This is a genomic window from Crocosphaera sp. UHCC 0190 (genome assembly GCF_034932065.1).
GTDB lineage: Bacteria > Cyanobacteriota > Cyanobacteriia > Cyanobacteriales > Microcystaceae > UHCC-0190.
The window spans coordinates 139,740-157,229 of record NZ_JAYGHP010000008.1; the positions used below are offsets into that span (position 1 = coordinate 139,740).

Annotated in this window: 19 protein-coding genes; 10 read left to right on the plus strand and 9 right to left on the minus strand. The window is 41.7% G+C overall.

Annotation, left to right across the window (positions count from 1 at the left end):
- Position 1 precedes the first annotated feature (1 nt).
- The 3 genes from VB715_RS13210 (at position 2) to VB715_RS13220 (ending at position 3,913) form a co-directional block, all read left to right on the plus strand.
- Entirely contained in the window at positions 2 to 730 is a 729-nt protein-coding gene (locus VB715_RS13210) for a PilN domain-containing protein (RefSeq protein WP_323301681.1), read from the plus strand.
- Positions 727 to 1,515: a pilus assembly protein gene (locus VB715_RS13215; RefSeq protein WP_323301682.1), complete on the plus strand. Its 789-nt coding sequence runs from the start codon at positions 727 to 729 to the stop codon at positions 1,513 to 1,515. The genes VB715_RS13210 and VB715_RS13215 overlap by 4 nt, the downstream gene beginning before the upstream one ends.
- A 76-nt stretch (positions 1,516 to 1,591) precedes the next feature.
- A complete protein-coding gene (locus VB715_RS13220; RefSeq protein ID WP_323301683.1) occupies positions 1,592 to 3,913 on the plus strand; it encodes a hypothetical protein in 2,322 nt (773 codons plus the stop codon).
- 116 nt (positions 3,914 to 4,029) lie between these two features.
- Here the strand turns inward: VB715_RS13220 and glnA are convergent, their stop codons facing one another.
- Positions 4,030 to 5,454: a type I glutamate--ammonia ligase gene (glnA, locus tag VB715_RS13225; RefSeq protein WP_323301684.1), complete on the minus strand. Its 1,425-nt coding sequence runs from the start codon at positions 5,452 to 5,454 to the stop codon at positions 4,030 to 4,032.
- Between the two features lie 322 nt (positions 5,455 to 5,776).
- Here glnA and apcB point away from each other — a divergent pair, with 322 nt between their 5' ends.
- The 4 genes from apcB (at position 5,777) to VB715_RS13245 (ending at position 9,022) form a co-directional block, all read left to right on the plus strand.
- A complete protein-coding gene (gene apcB, locus VB715_RS13230; RefSeq protein WP_323301685.1) occupies positions 5,777 to 6,286 on the plus strand; it encodes an allophycocyanin subunit beta in 510 nt (169 codons plus the stop codon).
- A gap of 187 nt (positions 6,287 to 6,473) precedes the next feature.
- Positions 6,474 to 6,767 carry an ATP-dependent Clp protease adapter ClpS gene (gene clpS / locus VB715_RS13235; RefSeq protein WP_323294150.1) on the plus strand — a complete coding sequence of 98 codons (294 nt, stop codon included), beginning with the start codon at positions 6,474 to 6,476 and terminating at the stop codon, positions 6,765 to 6,767.
- Positions 6,768 to 6,770: 3 nt separating this feature from the next.
- Positions 6,771 to 7,061, plus strand: a complete 291-nt coding sequence (locus VB715_RS13240; protein WP_323301686.1) for a DUF2103 domain-containing protein — start codon at positions 6,771 to 6,773, stop codon at positions 7,059 to 7,061.
- Positions 7,062 to 7,078: 17 nt separating this feature from the next.
- Positions 7,079 to 9,022 (plus strand): pentapeptide repeat-containing protein, encoded by a 1,944-nt coding sequence (locus VB715_RS13245; RefSeq protein WP_323301687.1) that lies wholly within the window; start codon positions 7,079 to 7,081, stop codon positions 9,020 to 9,022.
- 18 nt (positions 9,023 to 9,040) lie between these two features.
- Here the strand turns inward: VB715_RS13245 and tatA are convergent, their stop codons facing one another.
- Complete coding sequence (gene tatA, locus VB715_RS13250; protein ID WP_323301730.1) at positions 9,041 to 9,208, minus strand: twin-arginine translocase TatA/TatE family subunit; 168 nt, start codon at positions 9,206 to 9,208, stop codon at positions 9,041 to 9,043.
- 119 nt (positions 9,209 to 9,327) lie between these two features.
- Between tatA and VB715_RS13255 the strand changes: the two genes are divergently transcribed.
- The gene (locus VB715_RS13255) at positions 9,328 to 10,068 is read left to right on the plus strand and encodes a phycocyanobilin:ferredoxin oxidoreductase (RefSeq protein WP_323301688.1); all 741 of its coding nucleotides are present in this window, start codon (positions 9,328 to 9,330) and stop codon (positions 10,066 to 10,068) included.
- A gap of 32 nt (positions 10,069 to 10,100) precedes the next feature.
- A complete protein-coding gene (locus tag VB715_RS13260) occupies positions 10,101 to 10,697 on the plus strand; it encodes a PAP/fibrillin family protein (protein WP_323301689.1) in 597 nt (198 codons plus the stop codon).
- Between the two features lie 125 nt (positions 10,698 to 10,822).
- On the opposite strand, the gene VB715_RS13265 is transcribed toward VB715_RS13260, so the two are convergent.
- A complete protein-coding gene (locus VB715_RS13265) occupies positions 10,823 to 11,173 on the minus strand; it encodes a hypothetical protein (RefSeq protein ID WP_323301690.1) in 351 nt (116 codons plus the stop codon).
- Positions 11,174 to 11,692: 519 nt separating this feature from the next.
- Between VB715_RS13265 and VB715_RS13270 the strand changes: the two genes are divergently transcribed.
- The gene (locus VB715_RS13270) at positions 11,693 to 12,535 is read left to right on the plus strand and encodes a M48 family metallopeptidase (RefSeq protein ID WP_323301691.1); all 843 of its coding nucleotides are present in this window, start codon (positions 11,693 to 11,695) and stop codon (positions 12,533 to 12,535) included.
- A 143-nt stretch (positions 12,536 to 12,678) separates the two neighbouring features.
- Here VB715_RS13270 and VB715_RS13275 read toward each other — a convergent pair whose 3' ends face one another.
- The 6 genes from VB715_RS13275 to VB715_RS13300 form a co-directional block, all read right to left on the minus strand.
- Positions 12,679 to 13,533 carry a HEAT repeat domain-containing protein gene (locus tag VB715_RS13275; protein WP_323301692.1) on the minus strand — a complete coding sequence of 285 codons (855 nt, stop codon included), beginning with the start codon at positions 13,531 to 13,533 and terminating at the stop codon, positions 12,679 to 12,681.
- A 7-nt stretch (positions 13,534 to 13,540) separates the two neighbouring features.
- The gene (locus VB715_RS13280; RefSeq protein ID WP_323301693.1) at positions 13,541 to 13,777 is read right to left on the minus strand and encodes a phycobilisome linker polypeptide; all 237 of its coding nucleotides are present in this window, start codon (positions 13,775 to 13,777) and stop codon (positions 13,541 to 13,543) included.
- 76 nt (positions 13,778 to 13,853) lie between these two features.
- Positions 13,854 to 14,738, minus strand: coding sequence for a phycobilisome linker polypeptide (locus tag VB715_RS13285; RefSeq protein WP_323301694.1), 885 nt, complete (start codon positions 14,736 to 14,738; stop codon positions 13,854 to 13,856).
- A gap of 98 nt (positions 14,739 to 14,836) precedes the next feature.
- Complete coding sequence (locus VB715_RS13290) at positions 14,837 to 15,652, minus strand: phycobilisome linker polypeptide (protein WP_323301695.1); 816 nt, start codon at positions 15,650 to 15,652, stop codon at positions 14,837 to 14,839.
- Positions 15,653 to 15,778: 126 nt separating this feature from the next.
- Positions 15,779 to 16,267: a phycocyanin subunit alpha gene (cpcA, locus tag VB715_RS13295; RefSeq protein WP_323301696.1), complete on the minus strand. Its 489-nt coding sequence runs from the start codon at positions 16,265 to 16,267 to the stop codon at positions 15,779 to 15,781.
- Positions 16,268 to 16,358: 91 nt separating this feature from the next.
- Complete coding sequence (locus VB715_RS13300) at positions 16,359 to 16,877, minus strand: phycocyanin subunit beta (protein WP_323301697.1); 519 nt, start codon at positions 16,875 to 16,877, stop codon at positions 16,359 to 16,361.
- Positions 16,878 to 17,490: the final 613 nt, after the last annotated feature.

Sequence of the window (17,490 nt, forward strand, 5' to 3'; positions counted from 1 at the left end):
GATGTATAGCTTAGACGTTAATTTTCTCAAAGACCGACATTTAGACGGTGGTGCCAAAACAACTACCTTAGTCAAAGGAAAGGGCCCCTCCTTACAACAACAACTCCCCATACTGATTGGTGGGGGGGTGATGTTACTGCTGCCCGCCTTAACCGCAACCTCTTTGTTCGTATTCAATCAGTTGTCATCCCAGACACAAGAAAGTATTCAACAGTTAGAAGGGGAATTAGGACAACTGAACGCCCAAAACAAAAGCATTGAAGAAATTGAGGCCAAAGTTAAGCAAAATGACCAGGAAATCAAATCTCTAGTCCAAGTCTTCGATCAAATTAGACCTTGGTCGGCCATTTTACAGCAGATCAAAACTCAAATACCAGCTAATGTGCAACTTACTTCGATCAAACAAGAAGAAGCAAACCTGACCATTACAGGATTTGCCCTGGATTATGATGATCTCAATGACTTTTTATTGACCTTACAAAGTTCTCCCCTGTTACAAGCCGATCAAACCGTGATTAAGGAAGCCAGTTTGTCTGAGATTCCGGTGCCAGCACAAAATTCCGCCAAAGAGCTTCAGAGTGCTATTCCCCAAGGGGTTAAATACACCCTAACCACAGCCATTACGGATCGGCCTTCATCGGAATTGAAAAGCCAATTTGAGGCAGATGGGGCAGTCGGTTTAGTCAACCGCATTAAAACCCTTGAAAATAAAGGAGTGCTGAAACCATGACATTTTCCGAAGAATTTACCCCGGACGAAGAACAGGATTTTGGGGAAGGGGGTGGTGGCTATCCGACGGCCTTTGGCATTACCTTTACCCCACAAGTCACTGGCCTGGGACTCGGATTATTAGGGGTATGTGCCTCAGTCTATATTTTGCTGAATTTGGTCATGCCAGCCTACGAAAATTACAGCACCCTGAAAATAGATGAAGCCGAAAAGCAAAGTAAAGTTGACGAGCAAAAATCTGGGAAACTTGAAGAAAAAATGCTCGACGCTGACAGAAAACTGCGAGAATCAGAAGCATTAAGAGCGCAAGTTTTGTCCTTGTTTTCCAGTGAAAATAGTCTAAAAACTATGCTCTTAGATGTCAATAATCTGGTAGAAAAACATCCGGGAGCCAAATTAGTTAGCTTTAAACCGGAGGGAACCCTGACAGTAGTCAATGATGGTTCCTTAGGACAAGGAGTCAACAATCGCCTAAAACGTCAACGGTTTACCTTAACCATTGAAGCTGATTTTCAGGCAACCCAAACAATTCTTCAAGATTTAGAGCGACTACAACCCTTATTACTGATTAAAGGATTAAGTTCTCAATTATCTGAAGAAAAATCTAATGTTAAACCAGGAGGAGGAGAAACCATTGCCCAAGGGCAAAATCAGCTTAAAACAAGCTTTAGCCTCGATGCGATCTTGCCCTTAAGTCAAGAAGAATTGGTTGACCTAGCCCCGAAACCAGAAGAAGGGGACGAGAAAAAGGGCGAAACTGACAACAACAAAGAAACCAAGCCGTAAATTGTCGTCTTAGACTGCAATCATCAAAAAACGTCACTAACCCATTAGTTGACCATTGTGTGAAGAGGAGTGAATTGTGAACAATTATCGTTACCCGCTTATTACCAGTGGAGCCTTCTTAATGCTCCTAAGCAGTCAGCCCTTGATGGCACTCAATCCAACCGTAGCCGATAAACAAGCTGTTTCTGAGGAATTGAGGACTGAAATTGCCTTATCATCATCTACAACTGCTGATCCTGAGATTGAAAGAGCCTCAGACATCGCCAGCCAACTTTTTGAATCGCCAGAAGCCCTTGAAGGGTCGAAGAAAGAAGCGATCGCGCCTGATAAGCCTTCCCCTGTGGCCCAATTACCTAGCTATTCTCCGCCCCCCCCTACCTATTCGCCCCCTGGCCAAACCTTCCAAGCTCCTGCTCCCAACAATCCAGGGGTGTTAGTTCCCAACCCAGAAGTGATCATTAAATCTAACGGGGGTTCGATTCCTGATAGCCTACAACCCACCATGCCCGTTGCGCCGACTTTACCACGGGCGATCGCTCCACCGGTGGGAGACATGGCCATTTCTAATATTAATGCCGGGGCCAGCCAAATTGACTTGGGTAGTAACGGTTCCGCTATTTTGCCTCGTTTGGTTTTGCGACAAGCTTCTGCCAGGGAAGTTTTGTCTTTATTAGCCCGTTATGCCGACATGAACTTGGTGTTTACGGATCAACCAGGAGGTGGTAAGGGGCAAGGCCAAGCCGCACAAGGTGCAGAAGTAACAGTTTCCCTTGAGTTAGCCAATGAAACCGTACAGGACGCATTTAACTCGGTGTTGATGGTTTCTGGATTACAAGCCAACCGCCGAGGACGAACAATTTTTGTCGGTTCCCAATTACCCCAAGCGGCCCAAAATTTAGTCAGTCGCAGCTTGCGCCTCAATCAAGTTAAAGCCTCTAATGCCGGGGTCTTTTTAGCCTCCCAAGGAGCAGAATTTCAACGTCTCGTCACCCAAACCGAAGATATTATCGATCCCCTCACTCAACGGGTGATTGGACGGCGAGAACTGCCTGGGGAACTGCAATCCCTTCAGTCTGAATCACCGGAAGGGTCTATTGCTCCGATGCTGCTAACAGGTTTAACTGTCTCATCGGATGACCGTTTAAATACGATCACCTTAGTGGGAGAACCGCGCCATGTCCAAGTGGCCACCTCTTTGTTAACGCAAATGGATGCCCGTCGTCGCCAAGTGGCGGTCAACGTCAAGGTGGTCGATGTTACCTTAACCAATGATCAATCCTTCAGTAGTCAATGGTCTTTTGGCTCTGGGGATGCTTTTATTGTGCAGGATAATGGTGCTGCTGTTCTGCGGTTTGGGGGAACCAGTCCCACCAATAGCTCCGAAATTAATGGTGCGCCCGGACGGGTGACGAATCCTCCCGCTATTATCAACCCCTTTGGAGATCTTGGGGATGGGGCAGCTAATACCTTTATTAATCCCAATAGCTCTATTATCGTGCCAGGAGTAGGGGCGGGATTGCTATTTCTCGATCAGGCCACAGGACAATTGATTTCAGTCCCCTCTGATGCTCAATTTTTTGGCCGAGTGGCGGGGATCTCGATGAACCCTACCATTGCCGGGATTACTGACATTACACCAGGGACACCTGATACCTTTAACTCATCTTTTGACCCCGTCACAGGGGCCAGAACCTTTACCATCTCCCCTGGAACGATTCCGACGGCAACGGGTGCGCTGCCCAGTTATTTTCAATTTCCTAAGCGATTTTTGGCCCAAATTGAAACGACGATTCAAAGTGGCAATGGCAAGGTGTTAACTGACCCCACCTTAGTTGTTCAAGAGGGACAGGAAGCGACAGTAAAATTAACTCAAAAGGTGATTGAAAATATTACCACCCAGGTTGACCCCCTCAGTGGGGTGAGAACCACTACCCCTGTTTTACAGGATGCGGGTCTAACCTTAACCATTAACGTTGATAAAATTGATGATAATGGCTATATCAGTTTAACGGTGAGTCCTACTATTGCTTCTGTTGGAGATGTTCAGCAGTTTGATAGTGGGAGTGATGGGGGTACCAATAACTTATTCCTGTTAAATCGCCGAGAATTGACCTCTGGGTTGATTCGTTTACGGGATGGCCAGACTCTAATCCTATCAGGGATCATTAGTGAAGCAGATCAAACTGTTACTAATAAGGTTCCTTTATTGGGAGATCTTCCGGTTGTTGGGGCCCTATTCAGAAGTCAAACGGATACCAGCCAACGGACTGAGGTGATTGTCTTATTAACCCCTCAAATTCTTCATGACAATGGTCAGTGGGGTTACAATTATCAACCGGGTCGGGGAACAGCGGAAGTGCTGCGAGATCAAGGATTCCCCGTTCAGTTAATTCCTTAATAGATTTAGTAGGGTGGGCAATGCCCACCTTAATAATTTCATCTTCATTACAATACTGCAAAAAAAAACGCCACCTTTAGGGTGGCAATTTTCAAAAATGAATGATAATTTAAACTCTAAACATCATAGTAAAGAGCAAATTCATAAGGATGAGGACGTAACCGCATGGGGTTAACTTCATTATCCAGTTTGTACTCAATCCAATTTTCGATGAAATCTTCGGTAAAGACTCCGGTATCAGTTAAGAAACCATGATCCTTTTCTAAGCATTCTAAAGCTTGTTCCAAGGAACCAGGAGTCGAAGGAATCTTACTGAGTTCTTCAGGGCTGAGATCGTAGATATCTACGTCTAAAGACTCTCCGGGATCAATTTCGTTCTTAATGCCGTCAATACCCGCACACAACATTGCTGCAAAGGCTAAATAGGGGTTACAGGTTGCATCAGGACAACGGAACTCTAAGCGTTTTGCTTTGGGGTTAGGGCCCGATAAAGGAATACGAACAGAAGCTGAACGGTTTCCTTGGGAATAAGCAAGGTTAACAGGGGCTTCAAAACCAGGTACGAGACGCTTATAGGAGTTGGTGGTGGGGTTGGTTAACCCTAACAAAGCGGGGGCGTGTTTTAAAATGCCACCGATGTAATTTAAAGCCATTTTACTTAAATCGGCGTAATTACCCTTCTCCCAGAATAGGGGTTGTCCACCCTTCCAGATAGACTGGTGAACGTGCATTCCTGAGCCATTATCGTTAAACAGGGGTTTGGGCATAAAGGTGATGGTTTTGCCATACTTCTTAGCCACGTTTTTGATGACATATTTGTAAGTCATCAAATAATCAGCCGCTTCCACTAGAGTCGCAAAGCGGAACCCTAATTCATTTTGTCCCCCGGTGGCAACTTCGTGGTGGTGTTTCTCAATGGGAACCCCACATTTAGCCATGGTTAGCAGCATTTCTGTCCGCATATCCTGGCTGGTGTCAGTCGGGGCCACAGGGAAATAACCTTGCTTATAACCAGGTTTATAGCCCAAGTTGCCGCCTTCTTCTTGCCGTCCCGTATTCCAGCGTCCCTCTACACTATCGACGTAATAGTAGCCTGTGTTTTCGGTTTGGTCAAAACGTACGTCATCAAAGATGAAAAATTCTGCTTCTGGACCAATAAAAGCAGTATCACCCAGACCAGTGCTTCTCAGGTATTCAACGGCTTTACTGGCAATGGTACGGGGGTCACGACTATACCATTCTCCCGTGCGGGGTTCTTTGATCCCACAAATCAGACTGAGGGTGGGTTCTTCATAAAAGGGGTCGATCCACGCGGTTTTGGGATCGGGAACCATCATCATATCAGATTCATTAATGGCTTTCCAACCCCGAATACTCGAACCGTCGAAGGCAACACCATCAACAAAAGAATTTTCGTCAATTTGATCGTAATAGAAAGAGCAATGTTGCCAGGTTCCTGGCATATCAATGAATTTCAGGTCAATGATCTTAATGTCTTGGTCTTGAACCATTTTCAAGACTTCTTGGGGCGTTTCAGCCATGGAAGACTCCTTCGAGTGTCAATATATATTTAGCCTCAAATCACTGATGGTAAAGATAGCTAACCAGATGTTTTGTATAACAGGATACGGATTTTATGGATCAAATCTGTAAACAATACTAAGTTTTGGATCTGCCTCGATAAAAAGGTCAGAAATTAGGCTTTTCTGTAAAGAAGTGTATCAAAAAGTTAACGATTGCGAAAGAAAGGACGACTTTGTTAGACAATTTCGCTTGGGGTTCATCCCTGTGGGATTATAAATAAAAAGGAACATTCGGCTTCCTGGTAAGCCATAAAAAAATTGCCGTTGGGAGAAAACTTTAATGCGAGATGCCGTTACTAGCCTAATTAGAAACTACGATCAGACAGGCCGTTATTTAGATCGGGATGCGATCGCTAATCTCAAATCCTATTTTGAGTCAGGAAACGCCCGAATTCAAGTTGCTGCCCTCATTAATGGGAATTCTGCTGATATTGTCAAAGGGGCTGGCCTTCAACTCTTTGAAGAAGTTCCAGAGTTAATTCGTGCAGGGGGTAATGCTTATACTACCCGTCGTTATTCGGCTTGTTTACGGGATATGGACTATTATCTACGCTATGCAAGTTATGCTTTAGTCGCAGGGGATCCCGGTGTCCTCGATGAACGGGTATTACAAGGGTTACGGGAAACCTATAATTCTTTGGGGGTTCCCATTGGACCAACGGTTCGGGGTATTCAGATCATGAAGGACATGATTAAAACCATGGCCGCTGATGCGGGAATTGAAGACACTTCCTTTATTGATCAACCTTTCGATCACATGACCCGTGAATTTAGCGAAATCTCTCTCTAAGTTCAGTTTTTGAACGGTTCAGGGCGATCGCCTTTCTACATTAGGCGATCGCTTGTTCATTTAAGGGATAGGGAAATTTGGAAAAAATTGTTAAACTAGAAGACGAATTATAATGCCAACACCATCCAAACTATTTCCGTTCCCCTTGAGACTAATGAGTAAGAGACTATCCACAACAACTAAAGGGATGGCCACTTCTACCTCGACTACCCCCAAAGGCTCTACTGTTGTTGATCGTAAGACCTATCCTAATTATAAAGTCATTGTCCTCAACGATGATTTTAATACCTTTGAACACGTGGCTAACTGCCTAATGAAGTATATCCCGTCCATGACGAAAGAACGCGCTTGGGAACTCACTGAGCAAGTTCACTATCAAGGTTTAGCAACGGTGTGGGTGGGGCCCCAAGAACAAGCGGAACTCTATCACCAACAACTGCGACGGGAAGGGTTAACGATGGCACCTTTGGAGGAAGCTTAAATCATGACCCAACCAGATAAAGGTCGGTTAGTTTGGAACCATTCTACTCATGTTGATGGGTTGATTCCGATTCTTGAAAAGTTGATTAAATATACTGGCATTCGTACAGTTACCCCTGGTGTGATTAGTCGTTCTAGGGGCCATTCTCCTCATTTAAAATTGCGGGTATCCGTTCCCATTCGAGGAGGTTATAAGGCGATCGCTAGGCAGGGAAAAACGGTACAAGAAGTCTTTATTGTCACAGATTTAAGTCAAACAGAACTGGAATCAGCGATTAATACGGTACTTAATTAAGTGATTTAAAAAGGTTTGTGTTTTTTTTGCGCTATTGTTTTTTTATACTTATTTTATGGTTATTTTTATTAATTTTTGCTTCTCCAAGTTTTGCCGATGCTGAACGCATTCCCCTGACCCTAGATTTACTTCAAGAACGCCTTAATTCACCCCAAATTCAAGAAGGAATATCGACCATCGATCTCAGTTATTTTGTGATTGATTTAACGCCAGAAAATAGAGAATTTCGAGAGCAATTTTATCAACAATTACAAAGTCGTCTCAATCGTTCAGATAAGGTTATTGGCTTAGATTTTAGTCATGGGTTGATTCAAGGGGATTTTATGACCAGTCGTCTGGGATTAACGACGGTTCTTTCCTCAGAAGCTCTACCTCAAATTTTAACAGAAATTGAAACCAAAATAGTAACAGAAGATGAACAGTTTTCCTCAAATCCTGGGGACATACTAACCTCAGTAATTGTGTTAAGAAGTCCGGTCAAACTTAATGATACTTTAATTACAGGTAAAGCTGATTTTAGGAGAACATTTTTTTTACAAAAGTTAGAAGCTAAACAAGCAAAGTTTACTCAAGAAATTGATTTTAGTCAAGTTTGCTTTGCCAGGAAAGCTAATTTTAGTCAGGCAATTTTTGGCAGAGATGTTAATTTTGATTCTGCTAAGTTTCGGAAGCAGGTTAAATTTATTCAGGCAAAATTTCAAGGTGAGTCTCAATTTATTCGCAGTCAGTTTCAGGAAGAAGTAGATTTTAGTCAAGCAGAATTCATTAAATTGGCTAATTTCCAGCATAGTTTATGGTCGGAATCTGTAAACTTTAGTAATGTTAATTGGCAAGATCGAGTAATTTTTTCTAATAGTGTTTTTTCTCAATCTGTTAGCTTTTTGAATTCGACATTTGAAAAAAGTATTTCTTTTAGAAAGACTTATTTTAGGGGTACATTAAGTTTAAAAGATGTTAAACTATTAGGAACAATGGATTTTAGTAATGCTGAATTTTTTCGAGATCGAGGGGTTAATATTGCTGGATTAGCATTTGAGTCTGATGGAGCTAAAATTTTCGGCGATACAGGTAGTATTGGGAGGGTAATGTATTTGAATGATTTGGAGGGAAATGAAACTGTTTTACGAAATTTAATCCAAAATTTTCGTAAATTAGAACAAATACCCGATGGGAATCAATTAGAATATAAAACTCAGAAGTTAAAACAAAAACAGTTAATCACTAAAATCCTTAAAACCCCTTATTTTCAAGTGTTTAGGTTAATTTATATCAAGATAATTATTCATTTTTTATTTTTAAGTCTTTTATTGTTATTGAGTGATTATGGAACAAATTTTAATTTAATTTTTGGGGTGGGACTCATTACTATTGGATATTTTGGGGTATTATTTTGGTTGATAGATCGTTGTAGACGTAAAGTTCCCAGTCCTATTCTTCCTAATCATAATGAAATTATTTATATGTTAATTAGTGGTTTATTACTATTAGGAATGGGAATGGTGGAGATTGTTAATTCTGCTGAAAACTATTTCCTTACTTTAAGCTGTTTGGGATTAATTTTATTCCCGATTCCTGTTGCCTTAGTTGCTTGGATTTATCAAGGAGGAAGATATCATGATTTAATGGAAACTTCCTATTTTGTTCTCGATGGAGGATTGAGACAATTACAATTATTAATTGTACGTTTACCCATTATTCCTGAATTCCCCTTTTTCCGAGATCGCTATACCCCGTTAGTCTGGGAAAGAAGCTGGAATTGGCTAAATTATTATGATTTTAGCTTAAATAATTTTCTGAAATTAGGATTTAATGATATTCGATTAAGAGATCAACATATTCCCGGTTTAATTACTACTTTAGTGTGGTATCAATGGAGTTTAGGAATCCTCTATGTTGTCTTATTATTGTGGACTTTATCTCGAACAATTCCTGGATTGAATGTATTAATTTATTTAAAGTAATACATTATTCCTCATTACTTATTCCTTATCTTCCAAATCCTCATCCGTTGGGTTATTAATTTCTTCTTTAAAACCCCGTAAGGTTTTTCCCAGGGAAGATCCCAATTCAGGAATTTTCTTAGGGCCAAAGATCAACAAGGCAGCCAAGAGAATTATACCAACTTCAGGCCATCCTAATCCAAACATATTGTCTCCAAAGGTTAAGTTATTTTTGAAGTGATTCACATCAGGTTCAATCTCAGTATATCCTGAAACATAGGATCTTTTATTGATTGTGTCTCAGGGACGCTGATTACTATTCAACCATGACTATTTTAGAAATTTCCCCCACCACCTTACAATTACATCCCTTAATTCGTGAGTTAGCTGATGTTATTTTATCCCATTGGCAGCAATATCTTGACTTGAGTCCCTATGAGTTACCCGATGGATTAGGGTATGTTGAGGGGAAATTGGAAGGGGAAAAACTCGTCATTGAAAATCGTTGCTATCAAACCCCTCAATTTCGGAAAATGCACCTAGAGTTAGCTAAAGTAGGGCAGGGGTTAGATATTCTCCATTGTGTCATGTTTCCTCGTCCTGACTATTCCCTTCCCATGTTTGGGTGTGATATTGTAGCAGGACGGGGTGCAGTCAGTGCGGCGATCGCCGATTTATCTCCTGCTAACCCTCAGTTAACCTTGTCTGATGCCTATCGTCAAGCTTTATCCCAACTTCCCACCCCAAGCTTTTCTGATACCCGTGATTTACCAGAATGGGGCGATATTTTCTCAGATTATTGTTTATTTATTCGTCCGAATAATGAAGTAGAGGAAACCCAGTTTGTTAACCGAGTTGGAGATTTTTTAAAGATACATTGTCAACAGGCGTTAGTCTCCCAAACTGTTTCTGAGCAACAACGTATATTAAACTTAGAGGGACAAGAATATTATTGTAGAAAGCAACAACAAAATGATAAAACCCGTCGGGTTCTAGAAAAAGCCTTTGGGGAAGAATGGTCTCATAAATATATGACTCAAGTATTATTTGATTTACCTCCCCATTAATAGATTAGAAACAATTTCAAGGATATTGACTAATGAATGAAAAAGCAAAGTTATTAGAAACAATCGCTGGTAAAAATCGCGGTTTACTAGCGACAGAAATGGATAAAGTTCGGGTACTTTCTGCCATCGAACAACTCGAAGATCATAACCCAAATCCTCAACCATTAAAAACCTTAGAATTATTAGAAGGTAACTGGAGATTACTTTACACCACCAGTCGAGGTATTTTAGGATTGGATCGTTTTCCCCTTTTACAGTTAGGTCAAATCTATCAATGTATTCGTGCTGAAGATGCTAAATTGTACAACATTGCTGAAATAATTGGCGTTCCTTTTTTAGAGGGAATTGTCAGTGTTGCCGCCAGATTTGAAGGGGTATCTGAACGACGGGTTCAGGTAAAATTTGAACGATATATTTTAGGACTTCAGAAGTTTTTAGGATATACTTCACCCAATCAATTGATCAAAGAAATTGAAGCAGGTAAAAAGTTTTTACCCTTGGATTTGAGTATTGAAAATCGAGAACAACAAGGATGGTTAGAAATTACCTATTTAGATGAAGATCTTCGTATTGGACGAGGTAATGAAGGTAGTGTTTTTGTTCTAGCGAAAGAGAAAACTATGGTATAATTAATGTGTATTTCTATAAGCCATACTATAGCGATCCTATTTTGGTTATAATACAATAACCATAGTAAAAGATAACCGATATTTTCCCTGAATTATTTAGGATTGCTATAGGTTTTAACACTGAGCTAAAAACGCACTTTACGGATTAAAAAGTTAGTAATTAACTCAGGGGAATTTTTCTTAACCCAATAAATAGCAACCGTCCGAAAGCCTGATTTAGAAAGCCTAGCGACTAATTTCATCATTTTATTAAGAGGACGAAAGCGAATTTTTTTATTAATTAAATTGACTGACCCCACATCATAAAGACAATCAATAATCATTTTAAACGTCGCTTCCTCTCGTTCGACTAAATTTTCGACTAAAAGTAAAACATTTTTCTTTTGCTCAGCTTCTAGTTGTTTTGCTTCTGAGAGTTTGGGAACGTATTTAGCCACCTTGACTGAGTTTTTTTGAGCTTTAGGAGAAACTAACATAAGAAATTTAACGCCAAACTTCCCTATGGAATAAAAGATAGTCCCATAATAAACCCCTTGCTCCCTTAAGTCTAGGTAAAATGCTAGGGTTTTGTAAATCAGGAAGGTAAAGTTAGGGAATTATGGATTTGGGTTAAGTTTGTTCCTTCTCTCTCAATACTGCTTACGTGAGTTCGATAGAAGAAATTAGTTAATTTTGACTCGGAGACTCCTGACTTGGAGACTCCTCAATGTCACCATAACCTAGTTTCGTCGAACTCACGTTGATGATCAAGTTTTTGCATAAAACCTACATAGTATTGCCTTCTCTCCTCTCACAATCTCAGAGATCAAGAAGTAGAATTAAATCGAAAAAAGTAGAAATATTTAGCCAAAATCAATTAAATCATAGACAATTACTAATCTGGAACAAGCAGAGATTTAAACGTTAATAACAGTTGTTAGAATTAATCAATAAACCGAAAATAATAAAATTAAACTGTATCAGTGATCTCGTTGAGTTCAGAGCTTTCCGTCCTTATGATGAAACTTCCTCGCTTCTATCGTCGCTCCCTAGCTTATAGTTTATTAACTGTTGTTTTTAGTAGCCTGATCATTATCAGTACCCCTCAACCCGGTTATAGTCAATCGTGGTTAAACTGGATTTTTCAAGGGGTGCAAGTTATTCAATTATCTACTCTGTCCGATTCTCAAGAAGTCAAATATGGGCAACAAATTAACCAAGAATTATTAAAAAGTGGGCAATTCACCCCATCACGAAATCGAGAATTAACCCAACGAATTGAGCGTATTGGCTATCGGTTAGCCAAAAATAGCAGTCGTTCTAATCTTCCCTTTACCTTTCAAGTGGTGAATGATAACGCCATTAATGCCTTTGCTACGATGGGAGGCTTCGTTTATATTAATACTGGAACAATTGCGGCTGCGGACAATGAAGCGGAATTAGCCAGTGTCATAGCCCATGAAATCGGCCACATTACTGAACGCCACTCTATTAAACAAATGCGGAATGTTGCTGTTTCTCAAGGGTTGATGTCTGCCGCAGGACTCAATGAGAATGATATTGTTAACTTAGGAGTTCAACTGGCCGTTAATTTGCCAAATAGCCGAGAAGCTGAATTAGAAGCAGACCAAGCGGGACTAAAAAATTTAGAACGCGCTGGCTATGCGCCGATTGGTATGATTACTTTTATGAAAAAACTGACCCAAAACGGAGGCGCAACCCCTGAGTTTTTAAGCACTCATCCTGCCACCCCACAACGGGTTAGTGCCTTAACAAAAGCGGTTAATCCTCAAACCGCTTCTCAAGGAGATGGGTTAAATAATCAAGCCTATCAGCAACAATTCCGGGCCTTACTTTAGCCATTGAAGTTGATTTTACTACATCCCGATGAATTTCTGTAAAGGTAACATTGTTGGGATTATTTTTTCGATGTTGAAGTAGCCTGTCTCTTTTAGCCATTCAAAAAATCAACATTTTAGGGGTTGAAACTGCTGAACATAGGTTATAACAAACCATCCATTAACATCATCACTTTAATACTTTCTTCATCCAAGTCTTGTGTTGATTCTTTGCTTAAATGATGTTCTAAAATACCTTTAAGGGAAATTAATTTTAAGCTATTTTCTGCTAAGGTATTAGCGATCGCTTCAGCCCCTTTTAAATAACCAATAGCCCCTAAATCCATTAAAGCAGAACGACGCACCTGCAAATCTTTTTCTCCTAATGCTGTGACCAGTCTTTCCCCATAAATAGAACTTTCTGTCAACTGATACAATGCTCTGGCAGCAGCATATTGAACTTTTTGCACAAAATGCTCTAAAAAGGGTTCAATTAAGGAAATAGCTTCCCTTGCTTTGAGGGTTCCTAACGCTTCTAGAATGGCTTCATAAGGTTGTCTGAGATGGGGTTTACCTTCTACCTGTTGTGCTGCTTCTATTCCTCCTGCTAACAACTGAATCAGTGCTGGAATAGCTTGAGCATCTGCCAACATTTCCAAAGATTGCGCCGCCGACTCTCTGACATAATAATCCTCACAGTCCAAGGCCTTAATTAAGGCGGGAACCACAGAGCGATCGCCTAATTTACCTAAAGCTTTAGCCGCATTTCGTCGTAAAGGATAACCCCCATCAGGAGAGCGATCGCTTTCATCTTCTAAAGCCGTCAAAAGAGCATCAATGGCCACCGGATCACTGACGCGAAACCGTCCGATCCACCAAGCCGCATAATAACGCGCACTGGGATCTTCCGTCTGTTGTAGGTTATATAACGCCTGTTCAACCGTATAAGCAGGATCATCGGCAGATCCTTGACCTGCCGATAGTCCCATGACATTATTATCCTGGGAATTGTCCACCATGACAACGTTAGCCTTCAGTGGAAGGTGTAATGTTGATGATAGTGCCACCCATGCGGGTAATGCGCTGCATTTCCTCGTTCATCCGAGCATAGGGGACTTTGATAAAAACGCTACCGCTGCGACGCACAGGATAACTATTCTTATCGTTTGTCTCATTTTGACGAAGTCCAGTCACTTCATAGACGAAGACACGACTGGCTGAGGGGTTATTAGCCGCTCCAACTAATGCTGATTGACCTAACATGACCAAGAATTTCCTAAACGATGATTGACTTATTGTGGATCAATTTGTAGCAGAATAAGCTTTTTCGGGCTTCTCTTTAGCCAGCAGGGGTAATACTAGCTACTTTACCACCGGAACGATTAATCCGTTGTAAGGTAGCAGATAATTCTTCGTAAGGAACAATCAATGCTCGGCTGCTACGACGAACACTGGGATAGTTTGTCGCACCTTTGGCCCCGATACCGGAAATTTCTACCCGATAGGTTTTGCCTGGGGTACTACCAAAAGCAACAGTTCCACCTAAAGACTTACTGGGAGTAACATTGGCTTTGGAGGCACGATAAGCCCAACCATCGTTAGCACCAGAGGGGCCAACTACCGCAGAAGCTGAATTTTGTCCCAATTCTGTGGCTAAGCGTACGGTGCTACCTTCTAGTTGAGAGCGATCGCTATTGGCATAACCGCGATAAAGGCGGAACATCCGTGTAAAGCCAACAGTTTTTTGTCCCACTTGGGTATTAAATCCGCGATAGTAGGGAACAATATTTTCCCCAAAGTTTTCTTGATATTCTACGGAATCAATGTAGGAATCGATATCAGCATCAAATCCTTTATTTTCATAGAGATCAAGATGATAAGCGAACTCAGCTTCATCGTAGGGCGCACGTCCCAAGAGATGTTTATAGTTGAGTTCAACGACTCTGGTTTGGAAATTGCTGTAGAAGAACTTCGATTTATAAAGTTCTGATTTAGCTACGGCACGAACAAACTCTCTGACGCTGATAGAGCCATTGCAGAGTAAGGACTCGGCACCCTTGAGGCGTTCAGATTCCATAATGTAGTCATTGCCTAAAACTTGGCGATAGACTGCACGAATAACCCCTTGAGCATCTTCGTTCCGCCAGTCGGGGCGAAGTTCTACGGGAGATGCGTCACTAAAGGCAGAGGTACCGAGACGAGAGGCTGCTGTTGTAATCGCCACTGAAAAGTTCTCCTTTGTATGATTACCATTGATATTGAGAATTGCAGATCAGGGCTAAACCTGATGAGTTTAACCCTAGTCGTTAAAAATCAGCAGACTTAAGCGGGGGTAATGGTTGTTACCTTGCCACCTTGACGGTTGATTTGTTGTAATTTGTTGGATAGCTGTTCGTAGGGAATGAGATATTCCATACTACTACGGCGTATTTGGGTTCCTCGTCCTGGGGCTGCTCCTTGGACGACTCTCACCCGGTACACTTGGTCACGACTTCCCCCAGCTACACCGGACAAGACTTCGGCAGTCTCCCCAATGTAGACGGGTGAAGCAGTGTTGCGAGCCACTTCTTGCATCAACTTACTCTGCTTGCCTTGGGCGCGATCGCTATTGGCATAGCCACGATACAGTTGAAACATACGACTAAACCCAACGGTTTTTTGATTCCGTTGCGTGGCAAATCCCCGACAGTAGGGAACGATCAAGTCACCAAAGTTTTCTTGATATTCAACAGAGTCGATATAAGAATTAATTTCTGCTTCGTATCCCTGTTGATGATACAGATCACTATGGTAAGCAATTTCTGATTGATCGTAGGGGGCCCTACCTAATAGGTGTTTATAATTGAGTTCGATAAAGCGATTTTGGGGATTGCTCTGGAAAAATTTATTACGGTATAACTCTGACAGGGCGATCGTTCTGACAAAATCCTTAATGGAAATATTGCCATTTCGCAACAAAGACTCGGCACTCTTCAGCCGTTCGCAAGACATCAGGTGATCATTCCCTAATACCTGACGATAGGCTGCCCGAATCGCCACTTCTGCCTCTTCTTCTGTCCAATTTTTCCGTAATTCCACAGGGGACGAATCCACAAAAGGCTCAAAACCTAACCGTTGGGCTGCTGTTAAACTGGTCATGATTTAACCTCCTAACAATGCTTAATGCGGTATTTTAGATATGGCAAGACCTGGAGAAACAGATGATTGCTAACTGCTTAGCCAACAACCTCCTGCCTTTCCAGGTCATTAGCACCTTCTAGATGACTAGCTCAGTGCATTAATGGCATAATCGATGTAGGAGTTAGCTTCATCACGAGCATCTCCACTTAAACCGTGGTTAGCTTTGATGTACTTGAGAGCTTCAACGTACCAGCTAGGAGACAAATCAAAGGTGCGGTTGATTTCGGCAACACCAGCAACTAGATATTCGTCCATGGGGCCGGTTCCACCAGCAATTAAGCAGTAGGTAACCATGCGGAGGTAGTAACCGATGTCACGAGCACATTTGTCTTTACCACGTTGATCAGCGGCGAAGTTGGGCCCTTGCATTTGGGTGGTGTAAGGGAATTTGGCGTAAACTGCATTAGCAGCACCAGTAACCAATTGAGCAGATTTTTCGCTGAGAGCTTTAGCTGCGGCTAAACCAGAAGCAGCTTGACGATAACGTCCAAAAGCAACTTGAAGTTCAGTGCTGCTTAAGAAGCGGCCTTGAGAATCTGCGGTAGAAATGGCTTCAGTCAAGGGGGTTTTCATTGTTTTAGTATCTCCCGATTGTTTTGCTAAGTTTTCCTAGAAATGGTTTTGAAATCATGCTTGATTGCTGGTTAACAACTAAAGCTTAAAATTAAGCAACAGCAGCAGCAGCACGATCAAAGTAGCCAGCGATTTCAGCAGCGATCTCACTGCAATTTCCAGGGGTGATTCCAGTAGGATCGTTAACGATGGCTAAAGCGGCATCCTTCATTTTTTGAACGCCAGCAGCAACGGAAGCACCAGGAACACCTAGAGCCACGTAGGTTTCACGAAGGCCATTTAAGCAACGATCTTCGAGCACACTGCCGTCTCCAGCGAAGGTAGCGTAGGTAACATAGCGCAGGATGATATCCATGTCGCGTAAGCAAGCAGCCATACGACGGTGGGTATAAGCGTTTCCACCAGGCGCGATTAACTGGGGTTGCTCAGCAAATAAAGAACGAGCAGCGTTAGCAACGATAGTTGAAGCGTTGCCAGTGATGCGGTTAACAGCATCGATACGCTTGTTGCTCTCGGCCACCATAGCACTCAGAGCATCTACCTGAGAGGCAGATAAGAACTCACCGCGAGTATCAGCTTGAGAAACTACTCTGGTAAATGCGTCAAACATTGAATTAATCTCCTACTTGACTTGACTTAATAAGTTGAGTTGGAACGGAACACGGAATCCCCATATTGGGTTGATTAGGCTGCTTGGACAGACATTAATCTCCGCGATTTCCCAAGTCCCTTTCAAAAGTTTTTTTAAGAAACCTGAGACAACTTTAGTGGTGATCTCAGAAATCGTGAAAGGTTCTCCAAGAACTATCCAAGATGATCTCGGTCTGTCTTGTGTACCCTTCAAGTTAATTTTATACAATGCTCTTGAACCATTATTTATTACATATTATTAAAAAAACTGCTGTCTTTATGTAAAGAAGTGTTAAGAAACTGGCTGAAAGGCTTAACATTAGTGCAATTCAACCTAATTTGTCGAAGTTGAACCCATCCTTAACTGTTCTGGAACTTCCTGGCTAACAGATCGGGGCAAAAGCGAGTATTCACATGGTTTTGAGTGATTAATTATTTTTTTTAATGCTTCTAGGCTTTGGGAACTCAGTTTGTAATGTTTCTTAATAAACTGATTTTATTTTGAATTCCACGAAGTAGTCAAGGTCTTTTTGTGTCTGAGACAGGATTTTCGTTTAAGATTGACTATGGGGTAAATTGCACTAGATCACCTT